Source organism: Deinococcus multiflagellatus (assembly GCF_020166415.1).
Classification (GTDB): domain Bacteria; phylum Deinococcota; class Deinococci; order Deinococcales; family Deinococcaceae; genus Deinococcus; species Deinococcus multiflagellatus.
In genome coordinates, this window is sequence record NZ_JAIQXV010000023.1 from 23,787 (window position 1) to 49,195 (window position 25,409).

Annotated in this window: 26 protein-coding genes; 19 read left to right on the forward strand and 7 right to left on the reverse strand. The window is 63.8% G+C overall.

All coding sequences use genetic code 11. The annotated features are described in order from the left end of the window. The first annotated feature begins 12 nt into the window (after positions 1–12). The 5 genes from K7W41_RS20180 to K7W41_RS20200 all read left to right on the forward strand — a co-directional run bounded on the left by K7W41_RS20180 (position 13) and on the right by K7W41_RS20200 (position 4,589). Entirely contained in the window at positions 13–2,139 is a 2,127-nt protein-coding gene (locus K7W41_RS20180) for a UvrD-helicase domain-containing protein (RefSeq protein ID WP_224612078.1), read from the forward strand. Between the two features lie 82 nt (positions 2,140–2,221). Further along, positions 2,222–2,656 (forward strand): hypothetical protein, encoded by a 435-nt coding sequence (locus K7W41_RS20185; RefSeq protein ID WP_224612080.1) that lies wholly within the window; start codon positions 2,222–2,224, stop codon positions 2,654–2,656. Between the two features lie 78 nt (positions 2,657–2,734). Next, positions 2,735–3,148 carry a hypothetical protein gene (locus K7W41_RS20190; RefSeq protein WP_224612082.1) on the forward strand — a complete coding sequence of 138 codons (414 nt, stop codon included), beginning with the start codon at positions 2,735–2,737 and terminating at the stop codon, positions 3,146–3,148. A gap of 20 nt (positions 3,149–3,168) precedes the next feature. Then, positions 3,169–3,855, forward strand: a complete 687-nt coding sequence (locus K7W41_RS23750) for a tetratricopeptide repeat protein (RefSeq protein ID WP_224612083.1) — start codon at positions 3,169–3,171, stop codon at positions 3,853–3,855. Between the two features lie 38 nt (positions 3,856–3,893). Next, positions 3,894–4,589: a tetratricopeptide repeat protein gene (locus tag K7W41_RS20200; protein ID WP_224612086.1), complete on the forward strand. Its 696-nt coding sequence runs from the start codon at positions 3,894–3,896 to the stop codon at positions 4,587–4,589. A gap of 1 nt (position 4,590) precedes the next feature. Here the strand turns inward: K7W41_RS20200 and K7W41_RS20205 are convergent, their stop codons facing one another. Both K7W41_RS20205 and K7W41_RS20210 read right to left on the reverse strand, forming a co-directional pair. Continuing rightward, positions 4,591–5,013, reverse strand: coding sequence for a hypothetical protein (locus tag K7W41_RS20205; RefSeq protein ID WP_224612088.1), 423 nt, complete (start codon positions 5,011–5,013; stop codon positions 4,591–4,593). A 5-nt stretch (positions 5,014–5,018) separates the two neighbouring features. Continuing rightward, positions 5,019–5,402: a hypothetical protein gene (locus K7W41_RS20210; RefSeq protein ID WP_224612090.1), complete on the reverse strand. Its 384-nt coding sequence runs from the start codon at positions 5,400–5,402 to the stop codon at positions 5,019–5,021. 81 nt (positions 5,403–5,483) lie between these two features. On the opposite strand from K7W41_RS20210, the gene K7W41_RS20215 reads away from it, so the two are divergent. Then, positions 5,484–10,874 carry a helicase-related protein gene (locus tag K7W41_RS20215; protein ID WP_224612091.1) on the forward strand — a complete coding sequence of 1,797 codons (5,391 nt, stop codon included), beginning with the start codon at positions 5,484–5,486 and terminating at the stop codon, positions 10,872–10,874. Here K7W41_RS20215 and K7W41_RS20220 read toward each other — a convergent pair. Then, on the reverse strand, positions 10,840–11,196 hold the full coding sequence (locus K7W41_RS20220) for a PadR family transcriptional regulator (RefSeq protein ID WP_224612092.1): 357 nt from the start codon (positions 11,194–11,196) through the stop codon (positions 10,840–10,842). The genes K7W41_RS20215 and K7W41_RS20220 overlap by 35 nt on opposite strands. A 132-nt stretch (positions 11,197–11,328) precedes the next feature. On the opposite strand from K7W41_RS20220, the gene K7W41_RS20225 reads away from it, so the two are divergent. The 3 genes from K7W41_RS20225 to K7W41_RS20235 all read left to right on the forward strand — a co-directional run bounded on the left by K7W41_RS20225 (position 11,329) and on the right by K7W41_RS20235 (position 13,164). Then, complete coding sequence (locus K7W41_RS20225) at positions 11,329–12,186, forward strand: hypothetical protein (protein ID WP_224612093.1); 858 nt, start codon at positions 11,329–11,331, stop codon at positions 12,184–12,186. A gap of 47 nt (positions 12,187–12,233) precedes the next feature. Further along, positions 12,234–12,569: a hypothetical protein gene (locus tag K7W41_RS20230; RefSeq protein ID WP_224612094.1), complete on the forward strand. Its 336-nt coding sequence runs from the start codon at positions 12,234–12,236 to the stop codon at positions 12,567–12,569. A 76-nt stretch (positions 12,570–12,645) separates the two neighbouring features. Then, complete coding sequence (locus tag K7W41_RS20235; RefSeq protein WP_224612095.1) at positions 12,646–13,164, forward strand: hypothetical protein; 519 nt, start codon at positions 12,646–12,648, stop codon at positions 13,162–13,164. Between the two features lie 41 nt (positions 13,165–13,205). On the opposite strand, the gene K7W41_RS20240 is transcribed toward K7W41_RS20235, so the two are convergent. Both K7W41_RS20240 and K7W41_RS20245 read right to left on the reverse strand, forming a co-directional pair. After that, positions 13,206–13,868 carry a hypothetical protein gene (locus K7W41_RS20240; RefSeq protein WP_224612096.1) on the reverse strand — a complete coding sequence of 221 codons (663 nt, stop codon included), beginning with the start codon at positions 13,866–13,868 and terminating at the stop codon, positions 13,206–13,208. 59 nt (positions 13,869–13,927) lie between these two features. Then, positions 13,928–14,809, reverse strand: a complete 882-nt coding sequence (locus K7W41_RS20245; protein WP_318010931.1) for a transposase — start codon at positions 14,807–14,809, stop codon at positions 13,928–13,930. On the opposite strand from K7W41_RS20245, the gene K7W41_RS23755 reads away from it, so the two are divergent. After that, on the forward strand, positions 14,786–14,992 hold the full coding sequence (locus K7W41_RS23755; RefSeq protein ID WP_224612169.1) for a hypothetical protein: 207 nt from the start codon (positions 14,786–14,788) through the stop codon (positions 14,990–14,992). The two genes, K7W41_RS20245 and K7W41_RS23755, sit on opposite strands and share 24 nt — an antisense overlap. A gap of 19 nt (positions 14,993–15,011) precedes the next feature. Here the strand turns inward: K7W41_RS23755 and K7W41_RS20255 are convergent, their stop codons facing one another. Continuing rightward, positions 15,012–15,746 carry a hypothetical protein gene (locus K7W41_RS20255; RefSeq protein ID WP_224612097.1) on the reverse strand — a complete coding sequence of 245 codons (735 nt, stop codon included), beginning with the start codon at positions 15,744–15,746 and terminating at the stop codon, positions 15,012–15,014. A 120-nt stretch (positions 15,747–15,866) separates the two neighbouring features. Here K7W41_RS20255 and K7W41_RS20260 point away from each other — a divergent pair, with 120 nt between their 5' ends. The 8 genes from K7W41_RS20260 (at position 15,867) to K7W41_RS20295 (ending at position 22,427) form a co-directional block, all read left to right on the forward strand. Beyond that, positions 15,867–16,349 (forward strand): hypothetical protein, encoded by a 483-nt coding sequence (locus tag K7W41_RS20260; RefSeq protein ID WP_224612098.1) that lies wholly within the window; start codon positions 15,867–15,869, stop codon positions 16,347–16,349. A gap of 17 nt (positions 16,350–16,366) precedes the next feature. Next, complete coding sequence (locus K7W41_RS20265; RefSeq protein WP_224612099.1) at positions 16,367–17,281, forward strand: ParB/RepB/Spo0J family partition protein; 915 nt, start codon at positions 16,367–16,369, stop codon at positions 17,279–17,281. A 107-nt stretch (positions 17,282–17,388) separates the two neighbouring features. Continuing rightward, on the forward strand, positions 17,389–18,072 hold the full coding sequence (locus K7W41_RS20270; protein WP_224612101.1) for a hypothetical protein: 684 nt from the start codon (positions 17,389–17,391) through the stop codon (positions 18,070–18,072). Between the two features lie 217 nt (positions 18,073–18,289). After that, entirely contained in the window at positions 18,290–18,595 is a 306-nt protein-coding gene (locus K7W41_RS20275) for a hypothetical protein (protein WP_224612103.1), read from the forward strand. A gap of 82 nt (positions 18,596–18,677) precedes the next feature. Continuing rightward, positions 18,678–19,109, forward strand: coding sequence for a hypothetical protein (locus K7W41_RS20280; RefSeq protein WP_224612107.1), 432 nt, complete (start codon positions 18,678–18,680; stop codon positions 19,107–19,109). Between the two features lie 21 nt (positions 19,110–19,130). Beyond that, the gene (locus tag K7W41_RS20285) at positions 19,131–19,736 is read left to right on the forward strand and encodes a hypothetical protein (RefSeq protein WP_224612108.1); all 606 of its coding nucleotides are present in this window, start codon (positions 19,131–19,133) and stop codon (positions 19,734–19,736) included. A 201-nt stretch (positions 19,737–19,937) separates the two neighbouring features. After that, positions 19,938–21,992 (forward strand): NAD-dependent DNA ligase LigA, encoded by a 2,055-nt coding sequence (ligA, locus tag K7W41_RS20290; protein WP_224612109.1) that lies wholly within the window; start codon positions 19,938–19,940, stop codon positions 21,990–21,992. 21 nt (positions 21,993–22,013) lie between these two features. After that, a complete protein-coding gene (locus tag K7W41_RS20295; RefSeq protein ID WP_224612114.1) occupies positions 22,014–22,427 on the forward strand; it encodes a hypothetical protein in 414 nt (137 codons plus the stop codon). A gap of 4 nt (positions 22,428–22,431) precedes the next feature. On the opposite strand, the gene K7W41_RS20300 is transcribed toward K7W41_RS20295, so the two are convergent. Next, complete coding sequence (locus K7W41_RS20300; protein WP_224612115.1) at positions 22,432–23,481, reverse strand: hypothetical protein; 1,050 nt, start codon at positions 23,479–23,481, stop codon at positions 22,432–22,434. A gap of 558 nt (positions 23,482–24,039) precedes the next feature. Between K7W41_RS20300 and K7W41_RS20305 the strand changes: the two genes are divergently transcribed. After that, positions 24,040–25,380: a hypothetical protein gene (locus tag K7W41_RS20305; RefSeq protein ID WP_224612116.1), complete on the forward strand. Its 1,341-nt coding sequence runs from the start codon at positions 24,040–24,042 to the stop codon at positions 25,378–25,380. Positions 25,381–25,409 lie beyond the last annotated feature (29 nt).

The window sequence follows — 25,409 nt, forward strand, 5'->3', positions numbered from 1 at the left end:
AGGAGTTCGACGATGAGCCTCGCGCATTCTCTGGACCGGCCAATGCCACTACAGTTCACCGCGCAGCAGCGCCGGGTGGTTCAAATGGTGCGGGATACGGCGGAGCACCTGTTGATTCGGGCCACGGCCGGCAGCGGCAAGACAACCACCTTAACAGAGGCGGCCTGGCACCTCCCGACGCCGTCAAGCGCGCTGTACTTCGTTTACAACAAGCATGCGGCGCAGGGGGTCGAGCAGCGCCTGCCTCCTGGGATGCAGGCCAGGACCCTGCACGCCTACGGCCTGGGTTTGCTGGCCCGCACTGGCCGGTCCTCTGAACTCAAAGATGACAAGACCGCAGACCTGCTTGATGGGCTGGGTTGCTTTGAGGGCATCCTGGCGCGCCCAATTGACCGGGCACTCCGGCTGATGTTGGCCCGCGCCTGGGATCTGTACCGGGAGATGCAACTGTGCGCTTCCAATTCCGATGACCTGGCGCTGCTGCTCACGTTGGCGGGCTGGCCCCCCGCCGCTGCCACTGGCCCCTTTGTCACCGAGGCCGCCAGATTGGCGCTTCTGCGTAGGGCCATGACCGAACTGCGCCAGCTGAGCCTGGACGCGTATCACGCGCGGGGCATTATCGACCATACGGACATGCTCTGGTTGCCGGTGCAACTGGGCCTGGGCCAGGGGCGTGTGCTCAACGCGCTGGTCGACGAAGCTCAGGACCTGACCCCTCTGCGGCAGGCGTTTGTCGTTCATGTGACCGGGCTGCGCACCCAGACGCCAGGCCGCCTCATTCTGTGTGGTGACACCGAGCAGTCCATCTATCTGTACGCGCAGGCCTCGCCTGAGGGGCTGCTCCAGCTGGCCCGCGAGATCGGCGCCCGTGAACTGCCACTGAGCGTGTCTTTTCGCTGTTCCCGCCGCGTGGTGGCGGTGGCCCAGACCGTGAGTGATTTTATTGAGGCTGCTCCGGGCGCCTGCGAAGGCGCGGTCGAGCATGTCCCCGCGCAGGCGCTGGACGTGCAGCCGGGTGAGGCGGTGCTCTGCCGCCTTAATGCCCCCCTGATTCGTCTGGCCCTTGACCTCCTCGTGCAGGGCCGCAGTGTCCATGTCACCGGGCGCGACCTGGAAACTCGTCTGCTCACAGCCGCGCGCGAAGCGTTTCACCTTCCCTTTGACGCAGCAAGTATTACCCCGCAGATCACGGCCCTGTACGAGCGGCGCGCCGCACCACTGAAACGGGCGCAGGCGCGGGGGGAACGCCAAGCCAAGCGGCAACTCCAGGAACTGAGTGATCTGTGCCGGTGTCTTGCGGTACTGGCTGAACAGGTGAGTTCAGAAGGCCGCGGTTCAGTGGAAGCCATTGCCGCGCTGCTCAAACGGCTCTACAGCCAGGGCGGTGACATTACTCTGAGCACGGTCCACAAGGCCAAAGGGTTGGAGTGGTCACGGGTCACAGTGTTGTTTCCAGAACTGATGCCACTGGCCACCGGCGACGCGGTCGAGGAGCGGTGTATCCAGTTTGTGGCGTATACACGGGCCCAGCACACCCTGCGGTTCGCTTACGGCCGGCAGGCATGGAATGAGGGCCTGCGGATTGTCGGCCAAACGCTGCTTGCAGGAGCGCCTGAGCCGGAAATGCCAGCGGCACCCGCGCTGCGCCTGGCGACCCGCCCGTCAGCGGCAAGACCACTGACGATTGACGATGAGCGCGCCATGCCTCTGTTCGCCGGTTCGGCAGCGATGGATACCCCGCCCCTGATTGACCGCCTGATGCTGCTCGCTGAGGATCCCCGTCCCGCGCTGCGGGCCTGGGCATCGGTCAGCCTGACCCTGCTGCGCCGCACGCCGTCCCGGCAGGTGTATGCCGATGCACCCCTGCTGCAGCGGCTGGAAAAAGCAGCGAGCACCGCGCGGCTGGCCATTCCTGCATTCGGCGCTGCCAAGCCGGACAGCCTCCGGATGCTGGTGTTTGAAGGCGGCTTGGCCCGGTGGAAATACGTCCAGTTGAAACGTCGGGGACCGCGCGTGATCAGTGTGGTTTTTGGAGGTGTCGTTCACCGCTTCGATGCGAAAACTGGTGAGGCGCTGGGGCTGCCTTTCGACCCGTCCAACCCTTATCTGGATCCGAAGGCACTCGAACCTCAAACTTGAAGACTTGCTGCTGGGACCCTCAAGCCGCCAGGCTGGAGGCATGTTTCGCCGAAAAGTGACGCCAGACCACGCTCCACCGCCTGTGCCCGACGAGCTGTTGGAGCGGGAAGCACGCCTGATTGCTCTCGCCTGGAGCGGTTTTCAAAGTGCTGCCCGAATGGATGAGGCGATTGCTGGGGCGGTCGCTCGTGCCAGGCCAGAACGACGGGTGGTGTTAACTGCTCTGCTCGATCTCCACCTGAGCCTGCTGAGCCGTTTGCCGCTTGGCCTCGTGCAGAACGATGAGGTCGAAGCGGAGTTCCTGGCCGTCTTTGGCTACGCCCCCCAACTTTTTCGTGATCCGGCACAAGCAGCGGCCCAGCTTCTCGAACTCCGTCTTCATACAGCGGCGACCTTTTTGCTCCGCCTCACCAGTGGCGATACCATTACGGCGGCAGAGGTCGCAGGCCAGGGACAGGCCGACCTGGCGGCCATCATCGAGCAGGAGCGGCAGGCCCGGCGCGCGCAGCTGGCTTGACACTGCTGGTCTCGCGCCATCACCGTGCGCCTCATGACGGCACGTTTGGCTCCACCTGTTCTCCATTACCCTGTGCGTATGGATTTGCTTGACACTGCTCTTCGCGCTGTGGCCACCCTGCGCGGTGAGGGGACAACCGGATCGGCGCAGGATCTGACCCGGCTGGCCCGTCTTGAAGCAGAAATTCGCCGACAGTACGGCGGCGTGAAACCCGATGACCTCCTGCGAACCGCTCTGGCGATTCGCGGCGCCCACGCCACTGGGGCTGCGCCCGAATGGCGCGTCATTGTGTGCGCTCTGTCGGGTCACGCGCTCCAACAAGGCGTGCCAGCGTCCACCGTGATTCAGGCCCTCCGGGCTGACCAGCTGGCCACGGATCTGAAAGGCGAGCCGCGGCTGCACGGCGACCCCCTGGTTCGCTCGGAGGGACAGGCGCTGAGTCTTCATCCGGACATCGCGCAGGCTCGCCCTGATACGCGTCAGGTCAACTGAGCCTACACCGGGGGAATGACGTGAATCAGACCGCCTCAGGCCCAAGGACTCATGCTGTCGCCCAAGCCGAGGCCCTGCTGGCCACCGGCGACTGGGAGGGAGCCGCGAAGCTCGCTCTGAGCACTGGCACCGCAGACGGCTTTAACACAGCGGCCAAAGCGTTGGTGCTGGGCAGCACCACGGCGGAAGCCAAGGCCGATACGCTCGACCGCGCTGAGCGTGCGGCTCAGGCCGCGCTTCGCGCTGCACCCACTGATCCGATGAGTCATTTTGAGATGGCGCAGGTGATGGGGCGCAAGGTGCAGCGGGCGAAGCTGTTTGACCGTCTGGCCCTCGTACAGAAGATCAAGTCGCATCTGCAGACGGGGCTCCAGCTCAATCCGCGTCACGCCCAGTGTCACGCCGCCCTGGCGGTCATGCACGCTGAGATCGCGAGCAAGGGAGCGGTGATTGCCCTGGTGCTGGGCGCCCGCACGGACAGCGCGATCAAGCATTTTGAGGAAGTGGTGCGGCTTGATCCCCTGACTGTGATGTACCGCGAGGAGTACGGCAAGGCTCTTCTGGAATTGGGCCGCCGTGATCAAGCGCTCCGGGCAAGGGGCCTGCAGCAACTGCAGATGGCGCTGACCCTCACGCCCAGAAGCGTCTGGGAAGTCCAAAGCCAGGCCCGGGTGCGGCGCCTGCTGGAGCAGCCCACGGCCGCGTAACTTTGCGCTTCGCACCCACGCGTCTTCACAGTGCAGCCATGCGCCGCACGTTTGCACTGATGGCCCTTATCTTAGGTGCCGCTCACGCCGCCACCCTTCCGGACGCAGAGCGTGATCTCGCGCAAGGCGACTGGCAAAGTGCTGCCCGCATTGCAACGGCTGTGGGCGGCGCCGACGGCTTTAACCTGGCAGCCAAAGCGTACGTGTTGGGTGCCAGCATCACCGACACCCCGCACGAACTGCTTGGCAAGGCTCTGGTTGCCGCGCGCACAGCCCTCAAGCTGGCGCCAGACAATGCCATGGCTCATTTTCAGTTGGCTCAGGCGCTTGGCCGTCAAGCGCAGGGAGCCAACCTGCTGAGCGGTGCCAAACTGGCCAGCCAAGTCAAAGCAGCGCTGCTGGCGGCCATCCAGCTCGACCCCCGTCTGCCTCAGCCGTACGCCGCGCTGGCAGTCTGGCATGCTGAAATCAGCGCCAGAGGACGGCTTCCAGCCTTGCTGCTCGGGGCCAGCCAGAACGAGGCCCTCAAATACTTTGAGCAGGCCATCCGGCTTGATCCTCTGACCATGAGCTACCACGTGGAATATGGCCGGGCCCTGCTGAACATGCCGGAGCCCGGGCTACGCGCCCGCGGCATCCAGCACCTTCAACAGGCCTTGACATTGGCGCCTCGCACCTTCTGGGAGCGCGAAGAGCAGCGCAAGGCCAGGCAACTGCTGGCCTCACACCAGTGAATTACGCAAGAAGCCGCTGAAAATCACTCACTTCAGTCAGATGCGTTATGGGTCCCCCTGCCACAGCACTGGTGACCGTTCCCTCGCGCAGGTACCAGGTTGACCGGAAGGGCCCCTGATCAAACGTGATGGACAGTTGAGGAAGTCCCGCTTCCGAACGGCCACTTTCGATGGCCACCTTCCATTCGGTGAGCGTCAGGACGTCCTGGCGAGGTTGCAGCGCGGCGGCAACGACGTCCTTCAGGCGGGAGAGCCGCGAGGGAGCAACGTCAAACGCGAACAGCGTCCGGACCGCGCCTTCTTCTGTGGTGTAGCCGCGAATTCGGTAGGTTCCCCCATACCGAATGGCTTCCAACCACGCTGGATCCGGCTCTGCCAGCTTGTGCGTAAGGCTGAGGGTGTACTCCGGACGCTCGCTGGTCATGCCTTCTATTCTGGCAGGCCCGCCTCCCAGGCCAGAAACTGAATGAGCTCGTCGGGAAACATGAGGCGACTGGCCTCCTTCTCAGTGGCATACTTTTTCATTCTCCGGCGGATGAATTTCAGGCAGTCCTCCAGGCCAATGACATGTGTGTAGTCTGCCAGGAGGGCCTGGTTGATCCGCTTCTGCGGACAGACCAGGACCGTACCGACAACGGCTTGAGGCGTGGCAAACACGGGGTGCAGGCCGTCACCTTGGGACGCATGCAAAAAGTCGGCAGCCTCATGGGCTGTGGCCTGGTCCACCAGGCCAATGCGTTGAATGCTGCGGCGGAGTCGCTGGCGCCGCAACGTTGGTCTGGCCGTGACGGAAGTCTTGACCTCGACGATCACGCCCACTGGGCGCGTGGAGTCAAGAAGCGCGCCCAGTGACCGGTCCCAGTCCTTCGGCTGACCACCAACCTCCTCAAAGACATGAGGAAACCGCACCGCCAGGAGATCAACATCGGCGTGGCGCTGATCGTGATTCCCCCTTTCGTTTTCCATTACTCGGTGGCTCTTCAGATGATGGAGCACGAAGTCCGGCATAGGTATGAAGCCGTTCAGCCGGAAATACCAACTTGCCAGTCGCTCCCCGTAGTTCATAGGCGTCATCGTTTCACACCGGCAGATCAGGTGAGAATGCGTCACCGGCCCCGCTCCGCGGCGGCCGGGTGCAGGGGCAGTATGAAAGTCTCTTTGCCTCAGCGCGACTGGCTTACGGCCCTGTGCCCCATGTTCATCACCAATGTTGGGCAGCCGGCCTGGGCGGCGCCCGTCTCCAAAGGGCAGCCGGACAAGCGTGCCGACGTTATTCTCAATGGTCAGCTACTTCCGGTGGGGCACATCTATGGTTTTACGACAGGCGCCGTTGCCAGCCCCGCGCCGCTAACCACGGCCCTTGGCGTCGAGGCCCTGCCCAGTCCGACGGAGGCTGCCCGGCATGCGGCCAACGCGGCCGCGCGCGAGATGCTGCACTCCTCCGAGCCTGACCTCTCAGTCCTGGCAAGGTACAGCGGCGGTGGCGGCATCGGCGAGAGCGCCGACGAGTTCTATACACCTGCCCTCGTGGCTGACGCCATGTGGACCCTCGCCGGGCCTCTGCCCACAGGGGCCACGGTCTTCGACCCTGCCTGCGGCACAGGCCAGCTGCTGGCGCGCGCGCCGGCCGGTCTTCATCTGGTGGGCTGTGACCTCAGCACAGAAGGCACCGCGATTGCCCGGCATCTGCTGCCACACGCCGACCTGCGCACCATGCCGTTTGAGCTGTACCACCGCACGTGCGCCGACCCCCTGTATGACGCGGTGGTCGTGAATCCGCCGTATGGTCCGCGCACCATGCGGCACCTGGACGCCCGCAGCATCCAGCTGAACGAAACTTATTTCCTGCTCAAGGCGCTGGAGCGGGTCCACCATCACACCGGTGTGGTGGTGGCCCTGGTCAATGCAAATCTGCTCTACGGCGAAAGCCACCGGGCATGGCGCGAGGAACTTGAACAGGCCGCTCTCGTCACCCACACGGCCCTCGTGCCTACTGGCGCTTTCAAAGCCAGTGGCGCCGGCGTCACCACTGCCATCGTGGCGCTGCGCCGTCACGACCTGGGTGTCAAAGAAGCGCTGGCCATGCTGAACCCCTCCGAGCGCCGGCAGATCCTGAAGGAATTTGGTCAGTCTTGTGATTGGGTCAAAGGGAAGCACCTGGTGGTCCGCCAAGTTCAGAGCGATACGGTCACGTACTGCTTGGCCAGTCAGCACAGCGAAACCCGGCGCTTAGGCCGGAGCCGCGACTTGACCACCGGCCGGTATGGACAGGCCACCTACAACGGTCCTGTAGACCTCAGCACCGACCGACTGAAGGGTCTGCGCGACATCGCGGCCGCTGACCGGAAAGCAGCTGGCGTGCCGCTGGGACAGGTCTTGGAGAGCATTCGGGTGCATCTGGGTGACGACGCCGCGCACCTGGCCAGTCAGGCGAGCCGTCAAGCATCAGCCACCCCGATTCCGCTGGGCACCCGCAACCCCGAGGGCACCTGGGTGTACACCGTCGGCGGCTGGGCGCCCACTGATGACTTTTCCGCTCCGAGCGTAGCAGACGCTCTGTTCCTGGCCACGGCTATTGGACGCGCCCTGGAATTGGCCGGCGACCCTGACGTCGACCCCACTGCCCTAACGCACGCCCGGCTGCTGGTTCAGCGTCTGGACGCCCAGTACCGCGCCCGACATACCTCGTACGACGCGCCCCGTCTGGGCCGTCTTGCCGGCCGCTTCAGCCGCCTGTCGCTGCTGCTGGCCAATCTGCACGCTGGTGAAGTGGTGCTGCCGGGCGGCGACGTCAGGGCGCCCCTGACCATTCCCGGTGACCTGAGCCAGGTGGCGCGGTCCCTGTCGGATCAGCTGCTGCTGACGGCCGACTCACTGGCCGAACACGCTGCCGTGTCCCGCGCTGAAGCACTGGCCCACCTGAGCGCCCAGTACACCTTCAACGGCGAGGTGTGGCTTGACCCCGGTGTCTATTACGTTGGCAACGCGGTTACCATGAGTGAGCACGCCCGTCAGCTGGCCACGCAGTTCAGCGGCCCGGAGCGCACAGCTCTTCTGAAGCAGGCTGAAGAATTTCTGCGCCGTATGAGCCCTGCAGCCCTGAGCGATGTGCAGCTCAGCCCACGCGACCGCGTGATTCCTGCGGCCGTGCTCGAACACTGGGTCAACGCGTTCCTGAATTCGTACCACACGCCGCCGAGGGGGGAGCGTCAGCATGCCCTGACCGTGGTCCGTGAAAGCGGCGCCGTGAAGTTCCGCCTGCGCTCGACCCAGGACACCCAGCTCAATCTGCAGGCGCGCAAAGCGTTTGATGAGCGGGCAGCCAAAGACTTGCAGCTATACCTGAACTACAACACGCGCCTGCCGTCCATTGCCGGGGCCGCCGGCATGAGTCCTGAGGAATACCGCGCTGAGCGCGCCGCCGCTATGGACGAGGCCCGGGAATACGAGGAGCGCGTGGCCACCCACTTTCAACTGTGGCTGCCGGCCAGCGGTTTTGCCGAGGTGACGCTGCAGGCGTACAACCAGGCCCGCCGCGCCCATCTGACGCCCGACGGCGTGACCGACCCCCTTGATCTGCCGGACTGGCAGGGCCCTGCCCCTCATCCTTATCAGGCGATGGATGTGCGCACGATGGCCGCGGCCACAGGTATGCTCAACGGTTACGACGTCGGTCTCGGAAAAACCTTCACGGCGCTTATGCTGATCGCCTACCTGCGCCGCTTGGGCCGCACGGTTCGCCCGGTGGTGGTGGTGCCGGCAGGCCTGATCGGCAACTGGGCCACGAACGCCGCCCAGGCCCTGCCGGGCTGGCGCGTGGTGACGGTGGGCATGAGTCAGGTCTTCAATGAAGACGGCACCCCACAGACCAAACTCCGGCGTGACGGCACACTCATGGTCGACAGCCGAGGCCAGCCTATCCCGGTCTGGAAAGAAGACAGCACCTCCACGCGCCGCCTGAAGTTAGGTCAGATGACGGCGGGCGACGTGGACCTGACCATCATGAGCCGCGAAGCATTCACCGCCATTCCCCTGACGACCGCCAACCGTGACCGCTTCGTTCAAACCGACGAACAGTATTTGGCGCGGCTTGAAGCAAAAGACACGTTCGATCCGAAAGGCAAGCGCAGTCGCCAGGATGTCCTGAAACGCATTCAGGCATTCCAAGCCAAGTGCACATTGAGATTGAAGACAGCCGGCGAACATGATCTCTTATTCGAGCACCTTTCTATTGATCTCATTGCTTACGATGAAGCACACGCCTACAAAAACGCGTATAGCGCACCTTCCTGCTATGGTGAAACGCCCAAATTCCTCGGCGCAGGTGGAGAGGCTGACCGGGCTCTGGACGCAATCTACAAGGGTCGATACGTCCGTGAGAAGGGAGGACGGACTTACGCCTTTACAGCCAGTTGGGTCAAAAACAGCGCCCTAGAAATTCACTCTATGGTGTCGCTGATTTCAGATGACCTGCCTGAATTCGGTTTGACGACCAATGAAGCCCTGATGGAGCAGTATTTAAGGATTGAGCCGCGAATCATTACCAATATGGATTCAAGCGTTGATGTTCGTCCAGCTGTGGTGGGCTTCCGGCGTCTGCGCGAGCTCAAAGGCATCATTGCGAGCAAGGTCATCGTGCGTAAGGCTGGGCAGCCGGAGGTGGTGACCCGCAGCGGTGAGCCCCTGCACGTTCCCCGGGTCCGGCCAGTCGAAGTGGCGTTCGATATGAGCCCGGAGCAGGCGGCCGTGTATGCAGACCTCCGCGTTCAGGCGCGCGCAGCCAGTGGCGCCAAGACGAAAGAGGATCATGCTTTTTCGGTGATGTGGCGCATGCGCAAGCTGACGGCAGACCCCGCCCTGCTCAACGTGCCCGGTCCGAATCCGCGCTTCGAGGCCATCGCACGTGAAGCGTTGAAGATCCGGGCACAGGGGGGCAAAACCCTGGTGTTTTTAAGCATCGGCGAGGGAGAAGGCAGTTACGAGCGGCTGCGCGCTGCCCTGATAGCGGCGGGCTACCCAGCGCACGAGATCGCCATTGTGACGGGCAGCAGTCACCGGGGCGCTGTCGCCAAGATTGATCTGGAGGACGATTACAACTACGGCGACCTCACCCTGATCATCTGCTCGGAAGTGGTGGCCGAGGGCTTCAACCTGCAAATCGGAACGGCCGCCATTATCCACGCGGACGTCCCGTGGAATTGGGAGGCCGTCAAGCAGCGCAACGGACGCGGGGGCCGGCAGGGCAACGTCTTCGACGAAGTGCTGTGCCTGTACATGCTGATGCGCGGGTCCTTTGACGGCATCACCTACACCAGCATGAGGGGAAAAAAGGCCTGGCAGGACCAGCTCGATGGCGTCACCGACGAGGCGGAAAATGCGGCGGCTGAACTGGGCACCGAAGATTTGGCCCTGCTGCTGAGCGAGAACCCGGACGCCACCCGGGCGGCCATTCAGGCCAAGAAGGAAGAACTGGCAGAGCGCACGGGTCAGGCGGCCTTCCGCCGCAAGTGTCAGGTGCTGGCTCAGGTGACGTCAGCCCGGAGAGCCCTTAAGGCGCAGATTCAGCAGGCCAACCGGCGAAAGAATGGCTGGACGGCGTTTGATCACCTGCGGATTGCCAGCGCTCGCCGCAACTTTCAGCGGCTGGAAACTTCCTTGGCCACCTACAGCGCCGAGGAGTTTCCCCTGGGCCGTCTGGCAACCTACCTGGGTGATCTGGACTGGATGTATGGCCTGCCGTTTCACCAGGGCCTGCATTTCACGCTCGGCGAGCAGAGCTACACAGTGACGGGCTTCACCCCGAATGCCGTCCAGTGCAAGAACGCTGCTGGCATGCAGACGACCTTCACGCCCCGCGAGGTGTTGCGTGGGGGGCGTGATTTCACGACTCAGGCCGAGGAGGGCTGGTTTGAAGCGGCCGGGGCGGTCACAGCCGGTTTGGTGCAGGTTGCTGTGCATTTTGCGGAGGGTGTGCCGGTCAAGGTTCTCAATGGCCGGGCAACGAATCCAGTGCCCCTGTCCAGCAACGTCATCACGGCGTGCATTCACAGCGGACTGGTGGAAAGTGTAACTGGACTGAACGAGGCGTCACTGCGTGCCCGGCTGTCACACGGCGCAACCCTGATTCATTACCTGACGCGGCATGACGCCCACGGGGTGTATGTGGAGCAGGCCGCAGTGCTGGCCCCAGACGAAGCCACACGCGAGAAGACTTTGTCTCAGGTCGACAGCCCGAAGTTCCGGGCCCGCCTCACGGAGATTGCACGTCTGGCGCTGGCGGCCTAGGGGAGGGGCCTTCCAGGTCGTTTTGAGCGTCGGGCAGGATACTGAACTGCGGGACCGCCTGGAAGGCCTCCACAGCGAACTCAAGGCCACTCGGGGTGAGCTGCACCAGCCGGCGCTTACGCCGGCCCATGGCCACTTCGTCAATATCCTCCAGTTCGGAGGTCAGGTGGCCAGCCTTTTCCAGACGGTCCAGGAGGCCGTAAGTCGTGGCGCTCGTCAGCCCGAGTTCTCGCTGAATCATCAGACCGTAAGGTCTAGGGTCACGGTGCTTGAACAGGTAAGCGAGCAACTTCAGAAGTGTCAGGGTAACCCGGAATTTCATCTGGGTTGCAGTGTGCTGGCGTGAGGCTTGAAGTGGTTCTGGGAAAGCAAGTCTGTCAGCTGCTGGTGCGGTCCATGGCCGGTGGCACTCATTTAGAGCTGAAAGAAGATACCCGCTTGCTATGTTGAGTTGATGACCACGCCGTCTCCAACGATCCCCAGTCTCATCGCCCAAGGCAGCCAAGCTCTGGGGACGGAAATCGCAGAAGGTGCGGGTGGATACCGGAAAGGTTGGGAGCTCGAAGCCCTTTTCAATACTGTTGGAGGATCAAGTTCCCTTGCAGGGCGCAGTCGTGCCACCTACGCTGCCGATGAGGTCGATGCGCTCAATCAAGCGGGCCAGCTTGATCGGCTCCTCACCCGTCTCTGCGACCCACGCCTGTATCCGACATCGCCGGACCAGCACGAGCGGGTGCGGGAGGCGCTGAACGCTATTTTGCGGCCCTACGGGCATGAGTTGACGATGGATGCCACTGGCCTGAACGCCACGTTTGGCACCGTGACGCCCGCATTGCCGGCGGCGTCTCCAGCCAAACCGACAGCTGCGACGCTGGCGAGGCCAGACTTTTCCAAGCTGGTGGGTCCACCGACCTTGATTCAGTTACTGGAAGAGCGGTGGGATGAGGCGGTGCGGCTGTACAACCTGCCGTCACCCCGGTTCACGATCATTGCCCTGGGCGCCCTCCTCGAAGGCGCGTTGCTGGCCAAGGCGGAAAGCAATCCTCCAGTGGCCTTTCAGGCTAAAAAGGCGCCTAAAAACAAAGCGGGGAGCAATCTTCCTCTTGGAGAATGGAGTTTCAACGACCTGATTGAAGTGGCCGCTGAGTTGGGATGGATTCACCCGACTCGGGCCGCCTTCAGCCATGTGGCACGGCACTACCGCAATTACGTACATCCAAATCTGGAGCACAAGGAGGTCCAGGGCGTTGATCAAGCGGCCTGCGACATCACCTGGATTGCCGTGAAATCTGCTTTCGACGATTTGACGTAAGCGCAGCAGCGTCACCTGCGCGTGCTGGCGCAGGATGAGGGGAAAGCATGCCTTCTGCTGCTTCCCCCTCGCGCCGAGCGTGGCTCGCTGAACCCGATGCGCATCCTGATGCTGGCCTCGCCCTGCGTGCCATTGAGACGGCGGGCTGGCGCCGCATTTCGGCGTGCATGTGCGAACCGTACGCGGATGGCGACCGGTATGCGGTGTTGACTTATGAGCAGCAAGGCCGGGTAATCACTCTTAGCTTGACGGGGGAGACCTCGGCCGCGGTGCATCCTCACTGGTTCCGTCCCGGCGTGACGGTTGGATTCGTGCGCTGGGGGCGCCTGGCCAGCGTCATGCAAGGTTTGCTGGATGACCTCACCCGCCTGGAGACCCCATGATCCCTGCTGAGCACCCCCTCCATCCCGCACCGAGCGCAGAGACGCAGGCCCGGCAGCAGGTTGAGGCGCTGACCCTGTGTTCCAGCGCTGGGCGGCCGATTCCCTGAGTCTGATCGTCGACACCGAAACCACTGATTTGACGGGCGAGGCCTGGGAAGTGGAGGCTGATTGGCTGCACGACACGGCGCTGCTGCTGCATCTGCGTGGAGAACCGGACACCGAGTGGCACACGCAGGCCCTGGCCATGCATCTCCCAGTCATCCAGGACCAGTTGCGCGGTTTGCCCCACCTGCGCACGCACACCAGCGCTGTTGGCGGGGTGTTGACCCGGCATCATGTCCTGGCGTACAACGAGGCCTTTGACCGATCGGTGCTGGAGTGCACCTGCGGTCTGTCCCTCAACTCGTTTGGCTGTGTAATGCTGGCGTACGCACCCCTGGCGGCGCGCTGGAGCGGAACATACGGCCGTTGGAAAGCCGTGAAGCTGGCCGAGGCCCGCGCCCTGGAAGGCGTTCCCGTGGAGCGCCGCACGGTGCACAGCGCCTTGGGCGATGTTCAGCCCACGCGTGACTTGATTCTGGCGGTGGCACGGTGAGCGGTTCGCGAGACCCAGGGCTGAGTCTCAGGGGATCAGCTTCAATCCTCCAAACAAAACGCAACCGTATTTGGATCAGTGGGTCGCTTTGGTTCCCAGGCTTGAGCATCCAGGAGCTTCAGATGTTTATAGATCTGCAGCCGAACGGCCAGCGGCCAAGGCGCAGTCCGTTGATTGAGACCCGGTTGAGTGGCGACGAACCGGTCATGAAAGTCCTGGGCCAGCGCCAGGTAAGCCGCTTCCCCAAACCGGGCGATGAACAGTAATTCGGCGAAACCCGCGTAAAAAAACGTTAGGGTCATTAGATCAAGGTCCATGTACGCTTTAAAGCCGCCGCCTTTGAGATCGACTAAGTTGTCAATATTGACGTAGTTGGCCCAGGTGCGAAAGTGATAGAGGTAGTCAGGGAGCATGAAGCGCTCGTTGCGCCGCCGAGCCGCAGGCCAGTTTGCCGCACTCTTGCCCAACCGAATCCAGACGCGGCGGGTCAGAAGCGGAGTGGAGCCCTGGCGGTCTCTTGGGTACCGCGCGTACTGGAAGTGCTCGTGGCCCACTGGCTTGGGGAGTGTGGGCTCCTGGTCAGGACGGCCAGGCGTGTAGAACAGGTTGAAGGGAAAGAACAGAAGGACCTGAAGAGCGGGCGATAATTTATTGCCTTTAAACGCCCGCATAGGCGCGTGGTGCTCTTTTGGATCAAATGGCACGCTGAGCGCGTCACAGTATGCCCTGAATGCATGGTAGACGACATAGTAGGCCTGGGTGCTCAGTACCCGACACTTTCCGGGGAGTTCGTGTGGTACGGCATCAAGAGGGCAATCAAGTCACCCAGATGGGCTGAGTCCCGGCCGAGCGACCGTACCAGTTCCCGCAAGCCCATCTTCACCACGCTCCACGCCCGGCGACCATGGGCCTTCTTCGGACAATCCAGCGTGACCCCAACCAGCACACACCATGTGTAGGTCAGCGTCAACAGGCACAGCAGGCGCTCCACGTGATCGTGGAGCGTCATGTGTGTTGCCTCCAATTGGAAGCCCTTGCTTTTCAGCGCCCTGAAGAGACACTCGATCAGAAATCTACGCTGATAGCGCGTCTGGATCGTCGTCACCGCCCCGACATTACTGGCGATGATCAGCGCCTCGCCATCTCGCGTGTACGTGAGCACCACGTGCATCGGTTGCCCGTAGACCACCGTGTCCTCGACCAGCAGACCGGCACAGCCGGTCTGCAAGCGACTCAGCCAGTCCTTCGCGGTCCAGTCGTCCATGAGCGTGTCGCGCCGCAACCGCACACAGATGGGAATCCCACGGTGGGCGAGTCCCTGAATCCAGTCGTAGCCGACGAATTCGCGGTCGGCATACAGGACCCGGATGTCCGCTGCAGACAGCAGGCACAGGGCATCGTCCATGAGGGTGTGCCGGATCTCCGTATGGCTGCCGCCCCCATGGGGCAGCAGTTCGTAGAGCAGAGGGATGGCGACACCACGCCAGATGACGGCCAGGAGCAGGACATTCACATCCGTCTGTCCGTACTTCCAGTTCGTCCGGTCGAGGATGAACTCGCGTGATTGCGCGGAGGGAAGGAGCGTCAGGACAACTCGGGCGACATAGGCTGGTTGGATGGGATGACGGTCAAAGAAGCGTTCCACACGCCGGATGACGGAGGCGGTGTGCGCGCTTCCGGGGAAGCGCACCGCGAGTTCAGCATGCCGAACGTCTTTGCCCGCAAGAAGCGCGAGGACCATCAGGGAGAGCAACTCGACTTGGTTCTTGCGGAACTCTGGAAAGTGTGCGGTGAAGCAGCGCGTCAGCTTGGCGAGGACATCGGGTGACGCGTCCTGTTCTCGCGTGTCAGCCGAAATTTTTCAAGCCCTGCCGGAAAGTGTCGGGTACTGAGGCCTGGGTGACACGCCACGAGAGAAACAGCAAGCGGTCCTGACTCCGCTCAAGATTGTGACTGACGCCAAGCATGTCAATATGCATCACATCTGGTGGACTGGGCTGCAAATATGCTAACTCGTTGTACCAAACTTTTCGTAGGCTTTCTGAGGCTCGCTGCTGCCGCATTGAATCAGGTGCCTCTGAGGGCATAAGCCGCTGGAGCCGCGAGAGCTGAACTTTGTTTTTACGCAAGTAGTTGGCAAAGATGCTGTCAAGACGCATGGCCCTTTTGCGCAGTTCGCGTTTTGGACTGTAGCGAACCTTCAGTAACCATGTAAATTGATTGATCGTCTCGTGAAATTCCAGATATTCTTGAATCTCTTTGGGCTGCCATCCGGATATGAAATTATAAGCCGATGGGCCTTCAAAAAGTTCGAGTTGATGTTTGATTTCGTCTTCGGGGAAATTCTCTGCCTCCAGCTCTTCCCGAAGTGCCTGAGCAATTCTTTTGCTTCTCGACCAGTGTTCAAAATGAAGAAGACTGTTTATTTCAACAAAATAGCGTCCATCAACAACGAGGTGACGAAATCCTCCTTCGCGCACACCCCAGGCCAGGTCTGACCAGCTGATTTCTAGAATGCGTTTGACCTCAAAGAGTGAGTATGGACCGCCACGTTGAATGAGGGCGGCACTGTCAAGGGTCATGCCCTGGGTGTAGCACGACGCGGCCCCTCTGGGGGTTGTCCATCCATCACAGGCCTGAACAACGGAGGCAGCCTCACCCCACTTCTGTGGGGTGCAGGGACGGGCAGGAGGTGTCTGCCCATGCCCAACCGCACCGTTGCCCTCAAGCCCACACCGGAACAACAGGCCGAAATCCGGGGCCTGCTGCGCGCCCTGCCCGCGTCCGTCACCTGTCAGGTGTACGGCCCGCCGGGCTATCGGGTGCGCGGTTGGGCCGGCACCCCCCTGCACCTGGTCGACGTCCTGATCCGCACTCGCGAAGACGCTGCCCGCCTGGCCCGGGAACTGCCTGCCCATCTGGCCTTGCCTCCGGTCTGGTCTGCCCCACGGCCACCAGACGCCAGCATCGCCTGGGCCGCCGGGTACATGGCGGTGAAACGTCACTGCCTGCCGGTCGCCGGACTCTTCCTTCCAGCCAAGCAAGTCGACCTGAACGCCCTGAGCCAGGTGTATCCAGACGGCAGCGCCGATCAGGCCGCCTTCTTCCTGGGCGCCCGCGCCTACCTTGGGTCCTTCTGGACTGCGTTGTCCACTTCAGCACCCGCCACGCTCAGAGCGTCGTAATTCCGGAGGTTCCCCACATGGACGTCATTCAACCCAGCCTGTTCGCCCAGCCCCTCGACACCACACCCCAGACCGTTGCCCTGGCCGAGATCAAACCGGGCGAGGCCAAGCAGGTCATCAAGTCGGTCGGCACGGTCGGCGTGCTGCAGAGCGTACTGCTGCGGGCCAGCACTGATCCGGCCTTCCGGTACGAAATTGTGGAAGGCAACCGGCGCGATTACAGCGCGCGGCATTTCGGTCTAACCCACGTGCCCGCGCTGATCACCGATGGCAGTGGCGCGCAACTGGCTGCTGCCCGCGCAATCGCCAACACGGCCCGGTCCAGCAACCCTGTGCAGGAGGCCCGCGCCTGGCACGCGGTGATGCAGGCCGGTGTTTATGCCGACGTGAATGCCCTGGCCAAGGACTTCGGGGTGCCGGTCGCCACCGTCAAGCAGCGCCTGCGGCTGATGAACTTGCCGGATGAATTGCTGGACGGCATCCAGGACCGCAAGATCGCCGAAGGCACCGCCGAGAAGATTGCCAACCTGGACGAGGTGTACCGCTCCCGCGCCCTGGTGGCCTACAGCGAGGTGACGGCCGCAGGTGAGCGTTTCACCGACGCTCACCTGAAGGGGGTGCGCACCCAACGGTCAGGCGACCTCACCCGAACGGTGCTGGGCAGCTTGACGGCTCTGCCCGGCACCCAGACCCTATTAAGCCTGCCGCCTCTGGACATCCTGGCAGAGGAAGTCCGTCGCCTGGCCCGGGAACGCGGCGTGCCGCTGAGCGATCTGGTGCAGGCGCTAGGTGGAGAAGTGGCGGACCGCCCGTCACTCGACGGCACTCCAGCGTCACCGGCACTCAGCAGTCCAGTGCCTGTTGCGGTCACGCCGGCGCCCCGCCTCCCTGCACCACCCCCCACAGGCCGGGTCCGGCTGGGCGCCCGGTAAGGGAGCCAGCAGGAGCGTCACCGGCTGGGGCCAGCGCCCCCAGCCGGTTTCAGATCAGGGCCATGACACACACTCCACTTCATCCCAGCCAAAATCCCCTCGCCCACGTGGGCCTCCGCGCCCACGGCGGCGCCCGTGAATGTGGGCCGGGCCGCACGGCCGGCAGCATCTACGCCGAGTGCGGCCTGAGCCTCACCGGCATGCCGCTGGAACAGTTCCTGCACGACCCGCCTGTGCCTGTCGATCCAGCGCAACTGGGCCTCAGTGCTCAGGGGGTCAGCACCATCGTGGACGAACGTGGGATCAAGCATCTGATTGACCTGGTGGGCGCCGCCCATTATCCGTACCCGGCCGATTTTATTGAAGAGGCCCGCGTGATGGGCGTCTCGAGGAAGGTGCCCAGGACGGTGGATCTGACCGGCCTGACCGGGGCCAGTCTGCTGATCCTCGTGCATGCCAAAGGCAGTGTGGTCAACGCCCAGGCCGTCAGTGCAGACAGCGGCCTGCTCTGCCCGAATGCCCGGCATCGACCCGGTGACGACTGCGCCGGCCTGCACTGGGTCGTTCCCGAGCCCAGTGGCGGCCTGACGCACCGCAGCCTGAAGAGCGGGCCCTACGAACTGACGCCCAGGCGCACAGGCCTCCCGACCCCTATGTTTCAGCACGCCCTGTTCATGGCGGTTCCCATCACGGCCATGACCGTCATCGCCAACCACGACGGCAGTGTCGATGAGGCGGCGCATAAGGCAGTAAGCCGGGCTGGCGTGCCGGTGAGCGTGGCCCAGAACTGAGGAAAAGGAGGGTGCCGACTTCGCATCTTGCACCCTTGCGCCACTACGTTGAGGTGAGCGGCGGCCACGTGATGCGGCTGCCATTGGAGGCATAAACTTGGACAGCACCAGCGCGTCCCTTTCCATGGACATTTCGTTCAGGACACCGTGTGAACTCGTACCTGCTCAGCAGACCGGCCATGACTGAAGTGCACGGGGCAACGCCGCAGGTGAGCCTGTGAGTGGCCTGCGCCAGGCACGGTTCCGCCTGACCCGGCACTGCGTGGCAGGAACGCGGCAGATCGGCCGGCCTGTTTCCGTCGACGTGACCATTCTCGATTACGGCAACGGCACCCTGGAACTGGACTGTGGCGCGGCGTTCCGAACAGTCAACGGCCAATTCTTTGCCGACGGCGACGTGCTGCAGCCCGGTGCCAGCTTTGTGTATGGGCGCGACGATGAGTTCAGAGCCACCGTAGAGACGCAGTTGACCCCGTGGTGTGGTGGAGCGCCCGCCAAACCGGTGAACCAAGGTCAGCGCTAGGTCTCACGCGCGCGGAGGCGCGCTCGCCAGGGCGAGCGCGCCGCTTGACCAAAGACCCCATTCCATCAAGCCCGAGGTCCTCATGCTGAGTTCTGCCCTCTACCAATATCCGTTTCCCTGGGCGGGGTACGACACACTGGCCGAAGCGCTGAGTGTGGCCGCACTGCTGGATTTTGTGTGCCGGAATCTGCCGGAAGGCGTCACCATCACCCTGGCCTTTGACCGGGCCGACCGGCCGCGTGACCCGCTGCGCCCTGGGCTCTTCACGACACCCAGTCAGTACAAGGAGATCGTGGCCAGGCATCACGAGGCGTACCGGGTTGAGTGCCGTCTGGCCGCTCCGCACCTCCAACTCTTTCGCCACGAGGAGCGGAACCAGAGGCAGTACACCCTGCATCTGTGCGGCACGGATGCCGACACTGGCCTGCGAGTGCACTGGCCCCTGCAGGCATTACCGCCGGCCGTCATCATGCAACTGCTGGACCTGCGCGCGCTCCCCGATCCCACTAGATAGGTCAACATCAAGGAGTTTGAAATGTCTGAGCGCCCTGCAGCCTCCATTGCCATTCACCTGACTCTCAGTGCCGAGCTTCACCTGCCACCTGGAATCTGCTTAGACGCGGACGCGCAGGGCGTGTTCTATCGCCTGCCTGACGGTGGCGTGGTGCGTCCCCAGATCACCATGATCCGGGAACAGCCAAACAGGCAGGATCTGACGCACGCCGACCGGTGCACTGGCCAGATTCAGCTGACCCCTGGACCGAGTCAGGTGTTTGAGACTGTCGTGGCCACCGAGGTCAGCGCGGCGGTAGACGCCCAACGACAGGGCCGCCGCGCGGCCCGCCTGGCCGCCCTGCTGCGAGAGATGCATCCCGCGGCCGCCGCGCTGACCTTCGACCTGACACCAGATGAGGGTTCGTTTTGGCATCACCGCCTGTTGGATGAGGCCGGTGCCGTGCTGCTGGCGCTGAATTCAGACGAGCCGCAGTGCGCTGCCATGCAGACCTTCTTCACCGACTGGCCTCTGGAACAGCTGGAGCAGCTGACCCCCATGTCGTCGTATTTCCTTCTGCCTCTGCGGCATCTGGACATGCTGTCCGGGCAGCCGGAGCCACTGTTTTACAAACGGGTGGGGGTGTAAGCCTTCAAAACTGCTGCTCAGGGCGCCAGGAAAGGGAGAGGGCAGCGGTCCTCTAAGGCCGTCGCTGGCTGAGAACGGGGGCAATGATGCGGTGCTAGGGCCTCGCTGAAGAGGGAGACTCTCACCCCTGAACGTACCGTTCAGAGGTGCGCCATCTGAGGACGCCCGACTCACGGGACGCGCCTACGATAGGAGAGCCTCATGACCCAGACCCTTGCCGATCGTCACCAGCAGCTCAGCGCCCAGGTGGCCGAGCACAACCGCCGCTACTACGAAGAGGACGCCCCCACCATTTCTGATGCCGAGTACGACAGGCTGGTCCGCGAACTGCGCGAACTTGAAGCGCAGCATCCGGAGTTGAGCGCCGCTGACAGCCCAGCCCAGACCGTGGGCGGCCGACCCAGCACCTTGTTCGAGAAGGTGCGGCACCCCACCGCCATGACCAGCCTGGACAATGCGTTCAGTGATGAGGAACTCATCGGCTTCGACGAGCGCGTGGCGCGGGCGCTGAACATCCCCGTCGGCAGTCAGCCGTTTACCTACACCTGCGAGCTGAAGATCGACGGTCTGAGTGTGAACCTGTACTACGTTGATGGCGAGCTGCAATGGGCCGCCACACGGGGCGACGGCGAAATCGGCGAGAAGGTCACGGCGAACGTCTTGCAGATTCCGGGCATTCCCACCCAGGTGCCGAACCTGAAAGGTGAACTGGAGGTGCGCGGCGAGGTCTATATGAGCAAGGCCGCCTTCCTGGCGTACAACCAGGCCGCGGAGGAAGAAGGCCGCCCCCTGCTGAAGAATCCCCGCAACGGGGCCGCCGGGGCCCTCCGCCAGAAGGACCCGGAGGAAACCAGGCGCAGGAGCCTCAGTGTCATCCTCTATGCCTTTGGCAAGCATGATGGGGTCCAGGTCAAGACTCAATTTGAGGTGCTCCAATGGCTGGCAGCTCAAGGTTTTCCGACCAGCATCTACACCCAGCGCGTGGTGGGCAGTGCGGCGGCCGCCGCCTACCACCAGGCGATGACAGCGGACCGGGCGAAGCTGCCTTTTGACGCCGACGGCACCGTGGTCAAGCTGGATGACCTGCGCCTGCAAGGCGAAGCGGGCTTCACCAGCCGGGCACCAAAATGGGCGATTGCCTACAAGTTCCCTGCCGACATCGAACAAACCGTGGTCGAAGCCATCACCATCCAGACGGGCCGCACAGGCAAGCTGACGCCGGTCGCCGAACTCCGTCCGGTGCAGCTGGAAGGCAGCACGGTGAGCCGCGCGACGCTGCACAACGAGGATTTCATTCGTGGACTGGACCTGCGGGTAGGCGACACCGTGCGGGTGCACAAGTCTGGCGGCATCATTCCGGAAGTGCTGAACGTGGTGCTGGAACAGCGCCCAGAGGGCAGCGAGCCGTATACCTTTCCGACCCACTGCCCCGTGTGCAGTCATGAGGCGGTGCGGCATGAAGGCGCGGCTGGGACGTTCTGCACGAATCCGGTCTGCCCAGCGAAAGCCACTCTCCGCGTCCGGTATTTCGCCTCGCGTGACGTGCTGGATATCAAAGGCCTGGGTGAGCGTCTGGTCGAGCAACTGGTGGCCAGTGGCCTGGTGAAGGACCCTGCCGACCTGTATGCCCTCACTGCAGAACAGGTCGAGCATCTTGAAATGGGGGAGACCACCACCGGCGCCGTCCGCCGGGTGGGCCGCAAGAACGCCGACAAGCTGGTCGCTGAGATTCAGGCCAGCAAGACCCAGGAGCTCTGGCGCTTCATCCGTGCCCTGGGCCTGCCCTTTGTGGGGGAAGGCACGAGTACCCGGGTCGCGCGGGTCTACGGCTCACTCGCAGAACTGCAGCAGGCGACAGCCGCCGACCTGGCCAAAATCCCGGATGTCGGGCTTCAAACGGCCGAGAGCATCGTCTCCGGCTTGGCCGACCCCGCCATGCAGGCCTTCATCACTCGCTTGACAGAAGCCGGGGTCACGCCGCGTCCCAGTGAAAACGTCCAGGCTGGGGCGCAACTCGAAGGCCTCACCTTCGTCATTACTGGGAGCCTGTCGCAGTCGCGCGATGTGTTCAAGGCCCACCTCCAACGGTACGGGGGTCGGGTCTCCGGCAGCGTGACCAAGAAGACCAGCTACCTGGTCGCTGGAGAAGATGGGGGCGGCAAGCTGGAGAAAGCTCAGGAACTCAAAGTGCCGGTCCTGGACGAGGCGGGCCTGCGAGCGCTGCTGGAAGAAAAGGGCGCGCCGCCCGTCGCCTGACCTTAGGGATACGCTGAGGGCGTGCCCGACGACACCATCCCTACCAATGGGCCACCGCTGACGTCAACCGTGGCCCTTGAACTGGTTCGGCTCCAGCTGGCCGCCGAAGGTGTCCCCGGCTGGCTGAGTGCCGAGGAGAACGCGGAGCACCTGCACGTCGTGTCCCTGGCCCCCGACCTGTGGCGAGGCGTGAGTCCGGCCGTGCAGTTCACCGTGGTGCCCGCAGAGCAGGTCACTGCCCCTGACCCGCTGCGCCATTTTCTGGTGGCGACTGGACAGCCGGTCCGCCTCGCCTTGGACTGGCCAGACGAGGTGACTCCAGAAGCTGGCTATGTGATCAAGGGCCACTGGCTCAACCCGGACCGGCCTATCGGGCTCTCGCCGACCTACCGCTCAGCCATCCAGCAGATTCACGCGTGCAGGGCGCCTCTGTAACCCATCAGGACAGCCGCCTGGTCGCCCGGCCCCGCTCGAAGTCGCGCTGGAGTTTCTGACGGGTGGCCGCCACCAGCGCCTGGAAATCCACCACCCCCGCCGCCACATTCTCCACCGTCACCGGGCTTGTGTTCCTGGCTTCAACAGGGGCCAGCGGCGCTGTAGCCAGGCGGTACAAGGTCGTCGTCTGGCACAGCGCCTCGTACCGGGCGTCCAGCTGAAGATTCCGTTCTGTCGGATGCAGCTGCCGGACCATCAGGTACTCCAGAAACGTCGGCTCCCGGCGGTCCAGAACCGGGAGCAAGGCAGCCCCGTACAGTTGACTGTACGCGCGCCAGGCGGCGGCCAGCGGGGCGGATGGCCAGTGCCCCACCTCCGGATGGTGCGCACGGAGCGTCTGTGTGCTGACCTTAGGCAGCACCCCCCGGCCATAAAGGGCTGGGTCAAGGATCAACTCCGGCCGCACCAGGTCGTAGAGGCCCTTGGCAAAGCAGATGACTCGGCCCTGCTTCTCCCAACTGCGCAGGAGGCGCACGGTGCGCTGCACGGTCTCTGCGCGCCGATTGCCGTAGACCGCATCGGCCAGCCGTTCCACCGTCATCGGCCAGGTCGCCTGCCGGGCCAGCTGCCAATCCACTTCGGTGCCCTGAATCGCCGCAGGCCTGTTCAGCCGTGGAGCCGGCCAGCGCGGCAGGAAGGCCCAGGCGGGGTGGGGCCACGCCCAGGGCCGCCCTTGAAGAAAGTAGGCAGCGTCCGCGAGATGAAGCAGCGCCGCCGCCGGGCGTGGCGGTGCGCCGCTGGTCAAGGTGGGGAGGTGGTGCGCCCGGATCCAGCGGAGCACCTCGCTCGTCTTCACCCCGGCGAGTGCCGCCAGATCGCCCACGCGGACCCAGCAGTGCTGGGGCGCCGCTGAGCCGTAGAGAGCCTGGACGGCCTGGTCCAGGGGGCAGGCCAGTTCGTCGGCGACGAAGGCAGGACTGAGGGGGCCATAGACTTTTCGGAGTTGGCGCAGGTGCTCTGCTTTGGATAGGGCAGGCGCGGGGCGGCTGGACATCAAGCGTTCATCATAGAGGTCAAAGCTGGGCTGAAGGTGGTGCAGGGCTTCTCTAGCATGGACTGGCACGCCAGCCTGTTGTCCTGTGCCTCTGGGTTGGGCTAAGGCGCCAAACCCTCCCGCTGAGCAGGCTGAAGCCATGCGACCTTCAGCCCTGGCCACCCTCCATCACCTCCGTGCCGCCCCTGGACCTCAGCCGTGCGCCCCACCCCCTGAGGTGCCCGAGCACCGCCCCATCCAGGCGTCCCTCCCTGTTCCGGCGGCCTGGGGTCACTTCTGGACCGGACCAGTCGAGGTTCAAGCTGACCTCCCGCGCGCCCCGCACGCTCGGCCCACCGCCGCGCACCTGGGGTACGCCTGGATGCCCGGGCTCGGGTGGGTGCCGCATACCTGGTTGGTTCGCGCCGATGGCACCCTGATCGAGCCGACCACCCGCCGGGCCGCGTATTTCTGTTTGTTGCCCCAGGCCTGGGTCGGCCCTTGGCTTGCGCCTGCGGTGTCAACTCTGAGTCTGGCCTGACCACCCAAGCAGCGGCCGCCGGCTGATTACACTGAGCCGTGACCTCGCTGCACGACCTGGACGAACTCACCTTGCAGGTTCGCACCCCGGACACCCGGAAATACGTGGATGAAAGCGTCCGCGCCCTGCGCGCGGGTGCCCTCCGGGCCGCCGTGCTGAGTCTGTGGGTGGCCGTCAACTTCGACATCATCAGGAAGATTCGGGAGTTGGCGGCCAGTGGCGATGGTCAGGCGCGCAGCGAAATCGATCAGCTGGACGGCTGGATTCAGGCCGGGGATGTCTCCAGGCTCCAGGCCTTTGAAGCGGGCATTCTCCAGCGGGCGCAGGACGCTTATGAGTTTCTCAGCCCCACCGAAGCTGAACACTTGAAACGCCTTCGAGAAGACCGGCACCGGTGTGCGCACCCGGCGCTGACCCTGGACGGCGCCCTATATGAGCCCTCGCCAGAACAGATCCGGGCCTACCTGGTGGCCGCCACCCGGGCGCTGTTCACCCATCCGCCTGTGCAGGGCCGGAGTGCCTTGGCGCAACTTAAAGCGGAGGTGGCCGGGCCAGCCTTCCCGCTGGACGCCGATCAGGTCGCGGTCTATCTCGGTGCCAAATACCTGGACCGTGGGAAAGACGTATTGGTCAGTCAGATTGTGAAGCTGTATCTGCAACAGGCGTTGGCGACCACACCGGACGTCCCCCGATTGCGGTCGCGTCAGGTCCTGATGGCCGCGAAAGCCCGGCGCTTTGACCTCTATCAGGCGGCCATGGCGGAGGCCTGGCCGACCCGCGTGGCGGCGGCCGACGCTGCGGCGCTCCCGCACGTCATTGAACTGCTCGGCCTGGATCCGGAGTTGTGGCCGCGGGTGTCGGACGCAGACCGCATCCGGCTGGGCGCGTTCATCCAGCAGGTGCCGGCCAGCCCGGCGGCTGCCCTGCTGGACGCGTTGCGGGTGCCCGCGCTCCATACCCTGGCCCGTGCGCGTCTGGCAGCCCTTCCAGCCGACGAACTGTCCCAGCTGCTGCTGGTCCACCCCAGGCAGGACCTGGTGTCGCTGACATTGGAACGGCTGGAGCAGGTGAATGCGCTCAGAGACGTTGGACCACTACTGGACGGCATTCGGGCGTTGGTGCCTCACTTGTCTGAGGGCGATCTACGCCGCGCTCTGAGGGCCGCTGAGACCAATGACCAGATCTATTCGTCCTACAGCGCCCCGCCTCGTCTCCGTCAGTTGTTCCTGGCGACCGCTGCCCCATGGCCCCATCTGGCATCTGAATGGGGTCGCCTTGTGCAAGACCGCCCCGAGTTTGGTGTTGTGAAAGCCGAGTTACAGGCGCTGAATTGGCTGCCGGCCGCTGCGCCTGAAGAGCCAAATGAGGCCACCGCGTAAGTGGTGCAGCGGGCGGACATGCTCGCTCG